The following is a 16119-nucleotide window of genomic DNA, read 5'->3' as shown; positions in this document are numbered from 1 at the left end:
CGGACGCTATCCCCGTGCGATCAGCCCCTGCGGCGATATCGTCATGCCGGTGAGGTCGCGGGCGCTGGAGAGGATGCGCCAGGAGAGCATCTTCTGGGCGTAGGTCAGCATCAGCGGCGCCACGGCGGGATCGCGCGACAGGTCGTTGAGGCAATGCGGGTCGGCGGCGAGATCGAAGAAGAGCGGCGGCAGCGCGGCGAAGTGCACGTACTTATAGGCCTCGTCGCGGATCACGGCGAGGGAGCAGGCGTCCATGGGCAGCCCCAGGGCGGCTTCGGCGTCGTGCCGTCCCAGGCCGCGGAAGTCGAACTCCCAGTGCGCCTCGCGCCGCCAGTCCGGCGCGTCGCGGCCATGCGCCAAAGGCAGCAGTGATCGGCCGTCGCACTGGCGTGGCACGGCCAGATCCAGCCACTCCAGGATCGTCGGCATCACGTCGACGGCTTCGGTGAAGCGGTCGAGCCGCCGCCCGCGGCCGGCATCGGCGGCCGGCAGCGGATCGCGCACGATCAGGGGTACGTGGAAGGCTTCATCGAAATAGCCTTGCTTGCCCAGCATCCAGTGGTCACCCAGCATCTCGCCGTGGTCGGAGGTCACGACGATCAGGGTGTCGTCGTACAGCCCCCAGGCCTTGAGCGCTTCCGTCAGCCGGCCGAGCTGGGCGTCGACCGCCGTGACCATGCCGTAGTAGGTCGCGCGCAGCTGCGCCAGGTCGGCATCGCTGAGATCGCTTACCCGTCCGCGGCCGGTCACGAAGAAGTCCGCCTGCTGCTGCTTGTCCAGATAGTGCGCCAGCAGCGCGTGCTGTCGTGCGGCGTCGGCAGGAGTCGGCGCGCGGTTGGGCGCCGGCATCGCGGCCGGATCGTAGAGGTCGTGATAGGGAAGCGGCGCGATGAACGGCGGATGCGGGCTGAGATACGCCACGTGGACGAACCATGGCCGGTCGCGGCGCACGGCGATGTAGTCGAGCACGCGGTCGGTCTGGAATGCTGCCAGGCTGTGCTCGGCGGCATAGCGCGCCGGCGCCCAGGTCGGCCCGCGGTCCTCGGGCTGCGAAGCCGGGCTGTAGATCACGTCCATGTCGACGGGCACGTCGTAGCCCTTGGCCTGCAGATGGGCGATCCAGGGCAGCGGCAGGGATGGCAGCAGCAGCTCGACCGCGAATCCCGGCAGCGGCGATTCGTAGGTGGTGAGCGCCGGATCGGCCGGATCGCGGCCGCTCGGGTCGACGGTGGTGTCGGTGTAGCCGAACAGCGCCGGCTCGTAGCCGCGCTTGCGGCTTTCCAGGGCCAGGTTGGTGAACCGCAGCGACAGCGGCGTGCCGTTGCGCATGACGCCGTTGTTATGCTGGTAGGTCCCCGTCAGCAGCGCGGCGCGTGACGGGCCGCACGGCGCCGCCTGCACGAAATGCCTGGTGCAGAGCACGCCGTCGGCCGCGAGCCGGTCCAGGTGCGGGGTCTTGAGGACCGGATTGCCGGCCGCGCCAAGCGCCTCGGCGCGCCATTGATCGATGACAATGAACAGGACATTGCGGCGCGCAGCCATGGCGGGTTCCCGGCCAGAGTGGGGCGAGGCCGATCTATGCCTCAAAAACGTCATGAATATCAATATGTTAGAGACAAGGGGCGGAACCTGTCGCGAAGCCGTTGCGCCGTGCGTCCCTGGCCTCTATCTACCCGGACCGCTTTCCCGTGCTTTGGAACCGCCGCCGGCCATGACCGAGCTCTCGCAGATCCGCAATTTCTCGATCGTGGCCCATATCGACCACGGCAAGTCGACCTTGGCCGACCGCCTGATCCAGCGCTGTGGAGCGATCGAGGCGCGCGAGTTCCATGATCAGCTGCTGGACAGCATGGACATCGAGCGCGAGCGCGGCATCACCATCAAGGCGCAGACCGTGCGGCTGGACTACACGGCCAGGAACGGCCAGCGCTACGTGCTGAACCTGATGGACACGCCGGGCCATGTCGACTTCGCCTACGAGGTGAGTCGATCCCTGGCCGCCTGTGAAGGCTCGCTGCTGGTGGTGGACGCGAGCCAGGGCGTCGAGGCCCAGACGCTGGCCAACGCCTATCACGCGATCGAGGCCGGCCACGAGCTGATCCCGGTGCTCAACAAGATCGACCTGCCGGCAGCCGATCCGGAGCGCGTCAAGAAGGAGATCGAGGACGTCGTCGGGCTCGACGCCTCGAACGCGATCCCGATCTCGGCCAAGACCGGACTGGGGATCGACGACGTGCTCGAAGCCCTGGTTGAGCGCCTGCCGCCGCCCAGCGGCGACCGCGCCGCGCCGCTGAAGGCCCTGCTGGTCGACAGCTGGTACGATCCGTATCTCGGCGTCGTCACCCTCGTGCGCGTGCGCGACGGCGTGCTGAGGAAGGGCATGAAGATCCGCATGATGTCGACCGGCGCCGCCTACGACATCGACAAGGTCGGCGTCTTCCGGCCCAAGCCCAGCGACGTCGCGGAGCTGGGCCCGGGCGACATCGGCTTCATCATTGCCGGCATCAAGACCATCTCGGACTGCAAGGTCGGCGACACCATCACCGAGGAGCGGCGGCCGGCCGATTATCCGCTGCCCGGCTTCAAGCCGTCGGTGCCGGTGGTGTTCTGCGGCCTGTTCCCGGTCGACGCCAGCGACTACGAGAACCTGCGCGATTCGCTGGCCAAGCTGCGGCTCAACGACGCCAGCTTCCACTTCGAGCCCGAGAGCAGCGCCGCGCTGGGCTTCGGCTTCCGCTGCGGCTTCCTGGGGCTGCTGCATCTTGAGATCGTGCAGGAGCGCCTGGAGCGCGAGTTCGACCTCGACCTCGTCACCACGGCACCCTCGGTGGTCTATCGCATCACGATGACCAACGGCGAGGCGATCGAGCTGCACAACCCGACCGACTATCCCGACCCGGCTCAGATCGAAACGGTGGCCGAGCCCTGGATCAAGGCCACGATCATCGTGCCCGACGAGTATCTCGGCCCGGTGCTGTCGCTGTGCCAGGAGCGCCGCGGCGTGCAGGTCGACCTCACCTATGCCGGCACGCGTGCGATGGTGGTCTACCGCCTGCCGCTCAACGAGGTGGTGTTCGACTTCTACGACCGGCTGAAGTCGGTGACGCGCGGCTATGCCAGCTTCGACTACGAGATGGCGGGCTACGAGGAGGGCGACCTGGTCAAGGTCACGATCCTGGTCAACGGCGAAACCGTCGATGCGCTGTCGATCATCGTGCATCGCAGCCACGCCGAAAGCCGCGGGCGGACGTTGTGCGAGCGGCTGAAGGACCTGATCCCCAAGCAGCTCTTCAAGATCGCGATCCAGGCCGCCATCGGTGGGCGCGTCATCGCGCGCGAGACCATCAGCGCCTTGCGCAAGGACGTGCTGGCCAAGTGCTACGGCGGCGACATCTCACGCAAAAGGAAGCTGCTGGAGAAGCAGAAGAAGGGCAAGAAGCGCATGCGGCAGATCGGCAATGTCGAGATCCCGCAATCGGCGTTCCTCGCCGCCCTGAAGACGGGCAGCTGAAGCGGGCCGGGGTATCGTGCCCCGGCCGGCCTCCACGCCCGCCACGAACGTCATGCCTGAACGTACAGCCATCCTCACCCTGGCGTGCCCGAACCGTCCGGGCATCGTCGCCGCGGTCTCGACCCTGTTGTTCGAGGCCGGCTGCAACATCCTCGATGCGCAGCAATTCGACGACGTCGAATCCGGGCGCTTCTTCATGCGCGTCGTCTTCAACCGGCTGGAGGAGAGCCGCGGCCACGCGGCCATCGCGGCGGCGCTGGGCGACCTGGGCAAGCGCTTCGGCATGGAGCTCACGATCCGTGAGAGCCAGGCCCGCAAGCGGGTCATGCTGCTGGTCTCGAGGTTCGACCATTGCCTGGCGGACCTGCTCTATCGCTGGCGCATCGGCGAGCTGCCGATGACGGTCACGGCGGTCGTCTCGAACCACGACCGCGGCAGCATCACGTCGAACGATCTGGGCGACCTGCCCTTCCACCATCTGCCGGTGACGCCGCAGACCAAGATGGAGCAGGAGGCACGCCTGTGGCAGCTGATCCAGGAAACGCAGACGGACCTGGTCGTGCTGGCGCGCTATATGCAGATCCTGTCGGACGGCCTCTCGGCGAAGCTGCTCGGGCGCTGCATCAACATCCACCATTCATTCCTGCCCGGCTTCAAGGGGGCACGACCCTATCACCAGGCGCATGCGCGCGGGGTCAAGCTGATCGGCGCCACGGCCCACTATGTCACCGCCAACCTCGATGAAGGTCCCATCGTCGAGCAGGATGTCGAGCGCATCTCGCACCGCGACACGCCCGACGACCTGGTGCGCAAGGGGCGCGATATCGAGCGCCGCGTGCTGGCGCGCGCGGTGCTGCACCATCTCGAGGACCGGGTGATCCTGAACGGGCGGAAGACCGTCGTCTTCACCGATTGACGGGCCGGCCGGCCGAGCCCGTCAGCGCCGCCGCCGGCGCCGGCGAGGGCCGCCGGTGCTGCTCTCCCCGCGGCGGCGGAAGATGTTGCCCACGACCAGGCAGAACAGGGCGGCGCCGCCGAACACCAGCAGCGCCGGCTGCAGCAGCACGGGCCGGACGGCATAGTCCCAGACCGCCTCATGCAGGTAGCGCTGGACCACCGCCTGCGCCAGGTTGAGGCTGGACGCGTGGACCTTGAACCACAATTCGCCCAGGGCGGTCAGGGCGTGCTCGCCGTTGTCGACATATTCGGCGACCTCGTAGACCCCGACCACCGCCGTGATAAGGAGCAATAGCCAGCCGAGCCCCCGCAAGACCGCCATCAATCGGCCCTCCCGCCGCCGTTTGTCACCTGAGGATTGGCCGACGCTAGCAGCCGGCCGGCCCGGATAAAAGCCGGCATAACCAGTTTCCCCTCGTACAATGGCGTTTTCCGGCAGTTGGCAAAGCCCCGCCGGGAGTATAGTTTGCGCCGCCGTCGGGGGCACCGCCCCGCGACGCGTCGTGGAGAGGTGGCCGAGCGGTTTAAGGCACACGCTTGGAAAGCGTGCGTGGTGTAACAGCCACCGCGGGTTCGAATCCCGCCCTCTCCGCCAACCAGACGCGCTAACTCTTCTCCAGCGCTCCGGCACAGGGAGCGTGCCCCGACCGGCGGGGTCTTCCGGTCGCAGAACGAACCCCGGCTAAGACGAATTCGTGAATCATCCCAGACAGGTTAGGTCGCCTTGGTCGCCTTTCCTCCCGGCCCTGATGGCTGAGCGCAGGATCGCCTTGAGTTTGGAAAAGACCTGCTCGATCGGATTGAGGTCCGGTCACAGACTTGCCCGAGCCGGATTCGCCGACGATTGCGACGGTCTCGCCGGGCATTGTGTCGAGGCTCACATCGTCAACCACACGTGTCGCGCTGCACCGATTGCGAAACTCGACCGAGAGTCTGTCGACCGCGAGCAGCGGCGTCATGGTGAGCCCTGCTTTGTCGCGAGCAACTGTTCAACTTTCTGCCGACGCAATTGCGATTCGGAGATCGGCACATGGCTCATGATGGCGAGTGGACGATCGGCCGCACGCACGATACCGGCAAGCCAGAGCACATCTGCTTCCGTCAGAACAAGTCGTGGGGCCACCGGATCAACGAATCGGCCTGCCACATCACAAGTCGCCAGCCGCCCACGTCCAGGATCTGATGCCGCATCGATCGTCCGAAGATCTTTTCGTTATCGGCCACGCTCAGATGATCCCGGTCGTGCCGACGATGTGAAATCGCGGCTGCGCAACAGGAGCGAAAGCCTCAGCGACCTCCCTTTTCATGACATCATCGATTCCATTGGCGCCATGGATGCCGACAGCGTGAAATGATTCTGCAGACTCATATTTTGATCACTGTTGATGCAGCTACGCTTGACTCCCGGACCTGAAGCGGGAACGTGTCTCTTGTATGGAAGCACGACGTCCCGGCGTTTTTGAACGCGGGCCAATTGCGTCAAAATTCTGCCGCCGGCTGACGATAGCGTGCGTGGCGGGATAGCGAGGCAAAGCGCATCGTCGATGAATCATAGCCAGAACGCCGCATTCGTCCCGACAGTGGCGAGTGGCCCGCAGAGCGCGGGCGGCGTGCCGATGGAGCGGCTGGCGGCCTTGCCGCCGGGCACGCGCATCGGGCGCTATGAGATCATCGCCGTGCTGGGCCAGGGCGGCTTCGGCATCACGTACCACGCGCGCGACACTCAGCTGGGGCGTGATATCGCGCTCAAGGAGTATCTGCCGGTCTCCTGCGCCGTGCGGCAGGGCGACCACACGGTCCTGCCGCGCTCGACCCAGACGGTGGAAACCTTCCGATGGGGGCGCGAGCGCTTCCGTGCCGAGGCCACGACCCTGGCGCGTCTCGAAAGCGTGCGCGGCGTCGTCGCCGTCCATGACTTCCTTGAAGCCAACGGCACCGCCTACATGGTGATGGCGCTGGTGAAAGGCGAGACGCTGGACGCGCTGCTGCGACGCGAGCGGCGGTTGTCGCCGGCAATGCTCGAGCGCTGGCTGTCGTCGGTCCTGGAGGGGCTGGAGCGCGTGCATGCGCTGGGCTTCCTGCATCGCGACATCAAGCCGTCCAACATCGTGATCGATGCCCAGGGGCAGCCGACCCTCATCGATTTCGGCACGGCCCGCCTGGCGCTGCAGGATCATACTCAGGCGATGACGGCCGTCTTCACACCGGGCTATGCGCCGCTCGAGCAGGCGAGCTCGGCGCATCAGGGGCCGTGGACCGACATCTACGCCTTGGGCGCCACGCTCTACCATGCTGTCACGGGCGCGCCGCCGCCCAACGCCAAGGATCGCACCGTGCGCGACACGATGGTGTCGGCGACCCAGGCTTGCGCCGGGCAGTATCCGGCCCCCTTGCTTGCCGGCATCGACGCCGCGCTCGCCATCCATCCGCAGCAGCGGCCGCAGACGATCGCGGCCTGGCGGCGCATGCTGTTGCCCGGCGCGCCGGCGGCGGCAGGCGTGCCATCGTCGAGGGCATCCCGTGCCGGCGCCCTCACGCCCAACTGGATCATGCCGGTACCGGGCGCAGGCGCGATCGCCATGGTGGCACCGCTCATGCCGGCAGCACCGGCAATGCCGAACGCGGCCGGCAATACAGATTTTGCTCCGCCGCCGCATGTCGTGGCCCGCCCGGCGCCTGGCGGCACCCGCGGCGGCCCGCCGCTCTGGCTGATCGTCCCCGTGATCGGGGTTCTGTCCCTGAGCCTGGTGGCGATGGTCGGCTACATGGTGTGGGAGGCCCAGGGCGAGGCGGCGCGCCACGCCGCCGGCCCGCCGGTGCAGTATGCCGACGCGCCGCGGCGCACGGATGCGCCGGCGCCGCGTCGTAGCGAGGAGGGCACGCCGCTGCCCGGCAACGGCGCGGCTTTCTCCGGCGGATCGGGCAATCCGGCGATCACCAACGATGCCGTGCGGCGTGCCATCGACGACACGGCCCGCCGTATCACACAGGAAATCACCCGGCAAGGCGGCATCGGCTCGGGCGAGCTGAAGGAATGGTGCTCGAACACACGGGGCCGCCCCCTGATCGACGTCGTCGTGGCATGCACCACGCTGATCACGCTCAGCCGCGACAAGCCGCCTGTCGTTGCCATCATCTATGCCAACCGCGCCGTCGCCTACCGGGATCTGGGCGAGCCGGTAGCGGCGTTGCGCGATCTCGACAAGGCGGTCGCCCTCGATCCGGACAGTGCCGAGCTGATCCGGGCGCGCGGCACCATGCATCTGCGCATGAAGCAGTACGAGCGCGCCATCGCCGACTTCGACACCGCCATCCGCCTCGATCCGCGCAACATCGATGCGATCCTCGGCCGCGGCAACGCCAATGCCGAGCGCGGACGCATCGACCTGGCGCTGCAGGACTACAACCTCGCGACTCAGCGCAACCCGACGGTGCCGGACCCGTTCTTCAACCGCGGCCGGGTCCACCTGATGAAGCGCGACTATCAGAACGCCGTCCTGGAGTTCAGCCAGGCGATCCGGCTCAACCCGACGCGCAGCGCGTACTTTGCCGCCCGCGGCGGCGCCTATGCGTTGAAGGGAGACTACCCCCTGGCGCTGGCCGATCTCGACCAGGCCATCCGCCTCAATCCACGCGACGCCGACTCGTTCTTCAATCGCAGCGGCGTGAAGCTGCGCATGGGCGACAAGGCAGGGGCCGACGCCGACATGGCCCGCGCCAAAGCCTTGAACCCGACGATCCAGTGAGGCGGACAGGATCCGCCGGAGGCAACCAAGGTGGCACAGAACACCTATTCAGCCGGACCGGGCATGGATCGCAACGCGCAAGCCGGGGATACCGCGATCGACACGTTCGGCACGCTGCCGGCCGGCGCGCGGGTCGGCCGCTACGAGATCGTCTCGGTGCTGGGGCGGGGCGGGTTCGGCATCACGTATCGTGCCCGTGACGTACAGCTGGCGCGCGACGTCGCGCTCAAGGAATATCTTCCGGTCCATTTCGCCGAACGCCACACCAATCAGCACGTGCTGCCGCGCTCGACGCAGGTCGCCGCCGACTTCACATGGGGCCGCGACCGCTTTCTGAACGAGGCCAGGACACTGGCACGGCTGGGCGGGGTGAGGGGCGTCGTTGCCGTCCATGACTTCCTGAAAGCCAACGGCACCGCCTACATGGTGATGGCGTTGATCCACGGCGAGCCGCTGGACGCGATCCTCAAGCGCGAGCGGCGTCTTCCCTTCGCCGTCCTGGAACGGCTGATCCATCCCTTGCTCGACGGCCTCGAGCGTGTGCACGCCGACGGCTTCCTGCATCGCGACATCAAGCCGGGCAATGTCATCGTCGGCGCGGACGGGCAGCCGACGCTGATCGATTTCGGCGCCGCCCGCATCACCCTGCATGATCGCACGCAGTCGCTGACGGTGATCTTCACGCCCGGCTACGCGCCGTTCGAGCAGACCAGCGCCAGCGGCCAGGGCCCGTGGACCGACATCTACGCGCTGGGCGCGACGCTCTATCACGGCATCACGGGCGCGCCGCCGCCCAATGCCATCGAGCGCATGCTGGGCGATCGGATGGTCGCGGCCGTCGATGCCGGGCAAGGACGCTGCCCACCTGCGTTCCTGGCCGCGATCGATGCGGCGCTGGTGCTGAAGCCGGAAGACCGGCCACAGACCATCGCCGCATGGCGGCGCATGCTGACAGGGGAAGTGGTCGCGGCGCCGCCAGCCCGGTCCCAGGCGTCGCCTGCCTGGCAGGCTTCGGCCACGGCGCCGGCGGCCGTCCCGCCGCCCGCCGCCAGCAACCCGGCATATGCGCCGCGCCGCCGCTGGCCGGCTTGGGCGGCGGTCGGATGTGCAGCCGTGGCGCTTCTGGTTGGCGGCGGATATCTGGCCTGGTCCAACTGGGCGGCCGTCAAGCCAGCATCGCAGACGGCATCAGCGCCGCCGCGCGAGCGCACGTCGGCGGCGCAAGCGCCGGTCGACGCCGCCACTATGGCGTTGCGCGATCAGTGCGCCAACATGCAGCGCGTCTACACGTCGGCGGTCGTCGTGCAGGCCTGCACCAGGCTCATCCAGTCGGACGGGCAGCCATCGTCGGATCGGGCGCGCGCCTACAGCGATCGCGGCATCGCCTACGGTGTCATGGGTGACCATGATGCCGCGATCCGCGACTTCGATGCCGCCATCCGGCTCGAGGCCGGCGATCCGCAATTCTACGAGAACCGGGCAAAGGCCTACGCCAGCAAGGGGCAGATCGAGCGGGCGGTTGCCGACTACAATCAGGCGATCGCCATCGATGGCCGCGATGCGGACCTGCTGGTCGGGCGCGGTGACATTCACCTGCAGGCCGGCAACACGGACCCGGCGTTGCGCGACTACGACCAGGCCATCAAGCTCGACCCCGGCAATGCGGCGGCGCGCTACAAGCGGGGACTGATCTTCGCCGGCAGGAAGCAGTTCGAGCAGGCCATCCGCGAGTACGACGTCGCAATCCAGTCAGCCCCCAACAACTTCGGTTTCCATACCAGGCGCGCCGAGGCCCATACCGCGATCGGCGATCTCGATCGTGCGCTGGCCGACTACGACGTCGCGGTCAAGGTCGATCCGCGCGATGCCACCGCCTACTACAGGCGCAGCCTGCTGAAGCGCCGGACGGGCGACACTGCCGGTGCCGAGGCCGACATGAGGCAAGCGAAGCTGCTCGATCCCAACATCAAGTGAGCTGCGATCATCATCTCGGCCTGACGCGACTGCAGCCGCAATCATCGGCCGGATTGCAAGCAGGCTTTTGCCGGGCCACACCCGCGACCCTGTCTACGCCCTTTTCAGGCGCAGCCCTATTTCTGTCGGAACGCCTGCCTGAAGGACATCGTCAGCGGCCCGACGACATAATCGAAGGCGGTGCGGCTCTCGGTCGGAATCAGCACCGTTGCCTGCATGCCGGGCTGAAAGCGTATGTGCGGCAGGCCGGCGAGCTCGGCCGCATCCGGACGGATCGAAGCGACGAAGTACGAGTTGCCGGTCTTCGGGTCGGTGAGCCGATCGGCGGAAACACGGACCACGTCGCCGTGGATGGCCGGTGTCGTACGCTGCTTGTAGGACGTCAGATGCAGCTCGGCCCGGGCGCCCGGGTGGACGTCGCTGATATCCTCGACGGCGATCTGCGCCTCGATTGTCAGCTCGTCCTCATCGGGCACGATATCGAGGAGCTTCTCGCCGCGCTGGATCACGCCCCCGATCGAGAACACGTTCAGACCCACGACGCGGCCGGCATAGGGCGAGCGGATCTCCATGCGGCTCAGCACAGCCTCGGCGTTGGTCCGCTTGGGGAGCACCTCGGCCAGCCGGGCGTGGACGTCGCGCAGATCCTTGGTGACCTCGGCCATGCGATCGTTGCCGAGCTGAGCGCTCTGCAGCTCCTGCTCGGCGATGGCCTGTCGAAAGCGGGCGATATTGGCCCGCGCATCGGCGATCTGCCCTTCAAGGCCGAACGCCGCACGCTCGAGCTGCAGCAGCCGGGCGCGTGGCAGGAGCATCTTCTCCACCAGAGGCGCCACGCTCTGGGCCTCGGCGCGCACAGATTCGATCTGCTCGACGTAGGCCTTCACCTGTGCTTCCGTACCGTCGATCTGCGACTGAAGCTGGTGGATCTTCTCGACGATGACCTTGCGCTGGCCCTCGATGGCGGCGCGCCGGGTCTCGAACTGCTGGACCTGGCCGGCCCAGATTCTTGTCGCGTAAGAACCGGCTTGTCCGGCGGCCAGCTCCGGCGGTTTGACCAGTTCCGGCTCTCCGGCCAATTCGGCCAGCAGGCGGACCTCGGTCGCGCGCAAGACGACGTACTGCTCGTAGAGGATATCGAGCTCCGCCTTGGCCTGTGTATCGTCGAGCACGATCAGCACATCTCCGGCCCTGACGCGGTCGTCTTCCTTCACGCGCAGCTCCTTGACGATCCCGCCATCGAGATGCTGCACGCTCTTGCGGTTGCCGTCGACCTTCACCACGCCGCTGGTGACGACCGCTCCATCGAGCGGCGCGGTGCCGGCCCACACGCCCAGGCCGCCGAAGAATGTGGCGATGATCAGCCAGCCGGCGAGAGCAGACCGAAAGCCCGAATCGTCCGGGACGTCGCTGATGGCCGTCACGCCGACCTCACGGCCTGAAGCTGCGGGCCGCGGGCCAGCCGCGCGAGGATCTCGGCGCCCGGGCCGAACAGCTCGACCTTGCCGTCCTTGAGCACCAGCAGCTTGTCGGCAAGGCCGACCGTGCTCAGGCGGTGGGAGACGAGGACGACGGTCGTGCCCTGTTGCCGGAGCTCGCGAATGCACTGGCTGAGCGCCGCGTCACCCTCGGCATCGAGGTTGGAGCTCGGCTCGTCGAGAACGACCAGGCTCGGATCGCCGTAGACGGCGCGCGCCAGCGCTAGGCGTTGGCGATAACCACCGGAAAGCACCGCGCCGCCTTCTCCCACCTGGGTGTCGTAGCCCTGCCGCAGGCGCAGGACCAGCTCATGCACGCCCGCCATGCGCGCGGCGCGGACAATCGCGTCGTCATCACCCGGCTTGAAGCGATTGATGTTGGCGGCGACCGTGTCGGCGAACAGCTCGATATCTTGCGGCAGGTAGCCGACATGCTGCCCCAGCGTGCCGCGTGCCCAGGCGCTGACGTCGGCGCCGTCGAGCCGCACCGCGCCGGCGCTCGGCGCCAGCACGCCGACAAGATGGCGTGCCAAGGTGGACTTGCCGGCGCCCGACGGGCCGATAACGCCCAGCACCTCGCCCGGTTGAAGCGCGAACGAGATGCCACGCAGCAGCGGCTTGGGGGTGCCCGCCACCGCGAAGCTCAGCTCCTCGACGGCAAGATGTCCGCTTGGCCGGGGCAGCGACACGGTCGGGGCGCTGACGGCACGGGCCGCGAAGAGATCGCTCAGGCGTCGCCATGCGCTACGCACGGAGACCAGCGTGCGCCAGGTGCCGACGATCTGCTCGACCGGCTGCAGGGCACGGCCAAGCAGCAGGCTCGCCGCGAACATCGCGCCGCCAGTCACATTGCGCTCGATGACTAGCCACGCGCCGAGCCCCAGGATCACGGACTGCATGGAGAGCCGCAAGAACTTCACGCCGCTCTGCATCGCCGCCGCGCGATCGGAGGCCACGACCTGACGCTCCAGCGTGCGATCGCGGTCCTGACCCCAGCGCCGCAGCAGACCCTCCGTCATGTCCATGGCGCGGATGGCATCGCGATTGCGCAGGCTCATCTCGGTGAAGCTGTAGTTGCGCGCTGCCGCGATGTTGGCGTCGGCCAGCGGGGCGCGTATCAGCCATTCATTGACCAGCGCCAACAGGATCAGCAGAAGGGCGCAGCCCAGCGCGAAGGCGCCAAGCGCCCAATGCAGCATGAAGATGACGACGATATAAAGCGGCGCCCAGGGCAGGTCGAAAATGGCATGGATGCCCGCGCCGCCAAGGAACTGGCGCACGCTGTCGAAGTCGCGCAGAAGCTCGCTGCGCGCCCCGCCTGCGCCTGCTCGACCGTCGATGATCGCCGTCATGACCTTTGGGGCTATCTGCCGGTCGAGGCGTACGCTTACGCGCGTAAGCACGCGTGCCCGCACGGCATCGAGGCCGGCCAGCGCCAGATAGGCCAGCAGCAAGACAAGCGTCAGCATCAGCAGCGTGATCTCGCTGCTGCTGGGCACTACGCGGTCATAAAGCTGCAGCATGTAGAGTGGACCGGCCAAATAGAGCAGGTTGATGGCCAGGCTGAAGGCAGCAGCGGTCCCCAGGTAGGGACCGCTGCTGCTGCGCACCAGACGTGCGATTTCTGTCTTCATGCGTGATGGAAATCGCTGGCGCCGAGACCGAGATTCACCCCCAGCAGCATGATCTTCATGTCGGCCGCATGGGTGTCCGTGGCAGTCACGGTCTCGGGCGTGTCCGTCGTGTTGACGAGCACTTGCGTGTTCCCGCCTGCCTCGACATACGCGACACTGTGCGCCTCCAGCGTCGCGCTGCCGCTGCCGGTGATGTCACCCTGGAACTGCGGCACACCATCAGTGGCTTTGATGCCCGCGATGTTGGTGAAATCGATCTTGTCGTAGCCCGGCTGGAAACCGGTGATCGTGTCGGGCGCCGTTGCCGTCGAATCGTCCACGGTGCCGTAGACATAGGTGGTCCCGCTGGAACCACCGGTCAGCACGTCGGCGCCGGCACCGCCCATGATCTCGGTGGTGCCGCTGGTGCCCTCGATGACATCGTCGCCGACCGTTCCGACCAGAGCCTGCGCGTGGTCGGTTTCGACCGCGCTCTGCCCTGCAGAAAGCGCCACGTCCGTCGCCGCGGCTCTGCTCGGATCGCCACCCGTCACCGTCACGTTCGGCCCCACCACGACGTTGCCGCCACTTGCGATCGCAAGCGTGCCGTCACCCTGGACATTGGCCAGCGTCGTCGGGTCGGTGCCCTCGCCGTAGTATTCACTGCCGATGCCTGTCAGTGTGATCTGCCCGCCGTCCAGAAAGCCGCCCACGCCGACCTCCTGCACGCCGTAGGTCGAGAACGAGTCATCAATGAAGGCTGCAGGTCCGTGAACGATCGCGCCGGCCCCGTGATTGTTCTCGAAGCCGCTTCCCTGCACCAACGTCATGCCGGATGTCGCGGCGATGCCCGGACCGCTGTTTTCCACGAAATATGCGCCCTTCACAGCGACGTCATGCGCGCCGTTGTCGACGATCAGGCCGGCGACGTCGTTCTTGCGGAAGCCGCCGCCCACCCATTCGATTCCGCTGACAATGCCGCCGCCAGCGCTGTTGGCGAAGCGCGCGCCACCCTGGCCGTCACCGTGCATCCATGAATTGAACACGGTGCCCTGCGAGATGTTGCCCACGACATCGAGGCCGATGCCGCCAACGTACTCGACGTTGACGTTGCTGATGCGCAAGTCCTGGATCGAACGATCGCTGCCGTCGGCGATGATCCTGATCCCGTCTCCCTCGCTGCCGTTGCCGAAGACCGAGAAGTTCGACAGCGTGAGGTTGCTCACGTCCACGCCGGGAGCGACGATGATCTCGATGACCGGCCTGCCATCGGTAATCTGCGAATCGATCTTGGCGCCGCCAAGGTCGACGCCTATGGCCGTCTGGCTCGAGTCGGTGATGTTGATGACGATCGGCGAAGTGACCGTGTAGGCCCCGTCCGTCAGGTGGGCGATGATGCCGCCTGCGATCCCCTCGGCCAGTGCCGCCTCCAGCGCGCTGCTGCCATCGCTGCTCGCGTTGTTCTGCGTTGTGGCGGCGGTGACCGGTGCCAGCATGGGCGACACCACGCCCTGCGCGTCGACCGACACATCGGCCATGTTGCCAGCGCCTGCATCGTTCACCGAGACAGCCGGCCCGGTGACGATCTTGCCGCTCTCGGCCGACAGGAACACCCCGCCGCTGCCCTGCAGGTCGGCCAGCGCAGTCGGGTCGGATCCCCCGCCTGTGTATGTGCTGGTGTTGCCGACAAGAGTCGCGCTGATCGTGTCGCCGCCGGCCAGATAGCCGCTGATGCCGACTGTCTGCGGGCCGGAGGTTACGAATTTGTCGTCGTAGAAGTTGCCATAGTTCTGGAACCACACCCCGGGACCATGATTGTCCTCGAACGTGCTGGAGCTCACGGAGGTGATGCCGTATGGCGCGCTGATGCCCGCCCCATTGTTGCCGACGAAGGAAGCACCGTCGATGCTCATGTCGCGGGCGCCATTGTCGAGCGTGAGGCCGTCGCCGCCATTGTCCTTGAAGCCGCCGCCAAACCAGCGCAGCGCGCTCACCTGACCGTCGTCGGCGCTGTGCGCAAAGTGAGCACCACCCTTGGCATTGTCGTTCATCCAGGAATTGGAGACGACACCCTCGAACACGCTGCCCTGCACATCGAGGCCGTAGCCGCCAACCTGCTCCACGGTCACGTTGTCGATGGACCAGTTGTAGACCCAGCGGTCGTTGCCGTCGGCGACGATCTCGATGCCATTGCCCTCGCTGCCGTTCCCCACGATCTTGAAGTTCGACAGAGTGAGGTAGCGGAGATCCACGCCGGCATCGGCGACGATCTGAATAAGAGGCTCGCCGCTGGTCACCTGCGATACAAGCGTGGCGCCGTGGCCGTCGATGCCGAGCGCACCTCGGTTGATGTCGGTGGCACGGACGACGATCGGCGACGTGATCGTATAGGTGCCGCCATCGAGATGGGCGACATGGCCGTCCTGAATGGCGGCGGTGATGGCTGCTCCGAGGTCACTCGTGGTCATGTTGGTACTCATGCGTACTTTGTGCGTCCCGCTTGAAATAATTGTGAGAGAATGATGCCGAGGGGTAACGACGGCACCGGTGTCACTCAACGCGTCACGCCGTCGCTTTGTGGAATAGTCGCCGTGCGGTGCCGCGTCGTCGGCACTGTCGGATCGATGCACGGCCGGCTTGCCACGGCACGAAGGTTGCCGCGGCTTTTGCGTCGATCACAACTGCGGCTGAAATGAGTTCGATGTCCCGCCGAGTGCGCGCTGGGCCGGTGTGCGAAATGCCGGTGACGCTGGCAAGGCTTGCGCCGACACCGCAAGATCCTTGCATCAGCGCCGGTGCATGAAGGTGGTGTCACGGTGCCGATCGACACCTGGAATCGC

General features: G+C 66.9%; 10 protein-coding genes and 1 tRNA gene. 6 read left to right on the top strand and 5 right to left on the bottom strand.

The genetic code is table 11. From position 1 onward, the window contains the following. Positions 1-6 precede the first annotated feature (6 nt). A complete protein-coding gene (locus tag FHP25_RS18845; protein WP_147848499.1) occupies positions 7-1542 on the bottom strand; it encodes an alkaline phosphatase family protein in 1536 nt (511 codons plus the stop codon). A 169-nt stretch (positions 1543-1711) separates the two neighbouring features. Here FHP25_RS18845 and lepA point away from each other — a divergent pair, with 169 nt between their 5' ends. Together lepA and purU are read left to right on the top strand one after the other, a co-directional pair. Then, a complete protein-coding gene (gene lepA / locus FHP25_RS18840) occupies positions 1712-3511 on the top strand; it encodes a translation elongation factor 4 (RefSeq protein ID WP_147848498.1) in 1800 nt (599 codons plus the stop codon). A gap of 52 nt (positions 3512-3563) precedes the next feature. Further along, positions 3564-4427 (top strand): formyltetrahydrofolate deformylase, encoded by an 864-nt coding sequence (gene purU, locus FHP25_RS18835; RefSeq protein ID WP_147848497.1) that lies wholly within the window; start codon positions 3564-3566, stop codon positions 4425-4427. Between the two features lie 21 nt (positions 4428-4448). Here purU and FHP25_RS18830 read toward each other — a convergent pair whose 3' ends face one another. Then, positions 4449-4790 carry a hypothetical protein gene (locus tag FHP25_RS18830; RefSeq protein ID WP_147848496.1) on the bottom strand — a complete coding sequence of 114 codons (342 nt, stop codon included), beginning with the start codon at positions 4788-4790 and terminating at the stop codon, positions 4449-4451. Positions 4791-4973: 183 nt separating this feature from the next. On the opposite strand from FHP25_RS18830, the gene FHP25_RS18825 reads away from it, so the two are divergent. The 4 genes from FHP25_RS18825 to FHP25_RS18810 all read left to right on the top strand — a co-directional run bounded on the left by FHP25_RS18825 (position 4974) and on the right by FHP25_RS18810 (position 10188). Then, positions 4974-5063, top strand: a tRNA-Ser gene (locus FHP25_RS18825). A gap of 435 nt (positions 5064-5498) precedes the next feature. Then, positions 5499-5651 carry a hypothetical protein gene (locus FHP25_RS40850; RefSeq protein WP_178133628.1) on the top strand — a complete coding sequence of 51 codons (153 nt, stop codon included), beginning with the start codon at positions 5499-5501 and terminating at the stop codon, positions 5649-5651. A gap of 361 nt (positions 5652-6012) precedes the next feature. Continuing rightward, positions 6013-8214 carry a protein kinase domain-containing protein gene (locus FHP25_RS18815; RefSeq protein ID WP_147848494.1) on the top strand — a complete coding sequence of 734 codons (2202 nt, stop codon included), beginning with the start codon at positions 6013-6015 and terminating at the stop codon, positions 8212-8214. Between the two features lie 30 nt (positions 8215-8244). After that, complete coding sequence (locus FHP25_RS18810) at positions 8245-10188, top strand: tetratricopeptide repeat protein (RefSeq protein WP_147848493.1); 1944 nt, start codon at positions 8245-8247, stop codon at positions 10186-10188. A gap of 116 nt (positions 10189-10304) precedes the next feature. On the opposite strand, the gene FHP25_RS18805 is transcribed toward FHP25_RS18810, so the two are convergent. From FHP25_RS18805 to FHP25_RS18795, 3 genes are read right to left on the bottom strand one after another with little or no spacing between them, the layout of a single operon-like run. Continuing rightward, a complete protein-coding gene (locus tag FHP25_RS18805) occupies positions 10305-11612 on the bottom strand; it encodes an HlyD family type I secretion periplasmic adaptor subunit (RefSeq protein WP_147848492.1) in 1308 nt (435 codons plus the stop codon). Further along, positions 11609-13300 carry a type I secretion system permease/ATPase gene (locus tag FHP25_RS18800; RefSeq protein WP_147848491.1) on the bottom strand — a complete coding sequence of 564 codons (1692 nt, stop codon included), beginning with the start codon at positions 13298-13300 and terminating at the stop codon, positions 11609-11611. Before FHP25_RS18800 ends, FHP25_RS18805 begins: the two co-directional genes overlap by 4 nt. Continuing rightward, complete coding sequence (locus FHP25_RS18795; RefSeq protein WP_178133627.1) at positions 13297-15747, bottom strand: M10 family metallopeptidase C-terminal domain-containing protein; 2451 nt, start codon at positions 15745-15747, stop codon at positions 13297-13299. Before FHP25_RS18795 ends, FHP25_RS18800 begins: the two co-directional genes overlap by 4 nt. Between the last annotated feature and the right edge of the window lie 372 nt (positions 15748-16119).

The sequence above is a fragment of the Vineibacter terrae genome, assembly GCF_008039615.1.
Lineage (GTDB): Bacteria > Pseudomonadota > Alphaproteobacteria > Reyranellales > Reyranellaceae > Vineibacter > Vineibacter terrae.
The sequence above is the reverse complement of the archived record's forward strand: the minus strand, read 5'-3'. Positions and strand labels throughout refer to the sequence as shown.

Bases quoted from the DNA above. Each gene is read 5' to 3' on its own strand.
- FHP25_RS18845 (WP_147848499.1), bottom strand. From the start codon at position 1,542: ATGGCTGCGCGCCGCAATGTCCTGTTCATTGTCATCGATCAATGGCGC.
- lepA (WP_147848498.1), top strand. From the start codon at position 1,712: ATGACCGAGCTCTCGCAGATCCGCAATTTCTCGATCGTGGCCCATATC.
- purU (WP_147848497.1), top strand. From the start codon at position 3,564: ATGCCTGAACGTACAGCCATCCTCACCCTGGCGTGCCCGAACCGTCCG.
- FHP25_RS18830 (WP_147848496.1), bottom strand. From the start codon at position 4,790: ATGGCGGTCTTGCGGGGGCTCGGCTGGCTATTGCTCCTTATCACGGCG.
- FHP25_RS40850 (WP_178133628.1), top strand. From the start codon at position 5,499: ATGGCTCATGATGGCGAGTGGACGATCGGCCGCACGCACGATACCGGC.
- FHP25_RS18815 (WP_147848494.1), top strand. From the start codon at position 6,013: ATGAATCATAGCCAGAACGCCGCATTCGTCCCGACAGTGGCGAGTGGC.
- FHP25_RS18800 (WP_147848491.1), bottom strand. From the start codon at position 13,300: ATGAAGACAGAAATCGCACGTCTGGTGCGCAGCAGCAGCGGTCCCTAC.
- FHP25_RS18795 (WP_178133627.1), bottom strand. From the start codon at position 15,747: ATGACCACGAGTGACCTCGGAGCAGCCATCACCGCCGCCATTCAGGAC.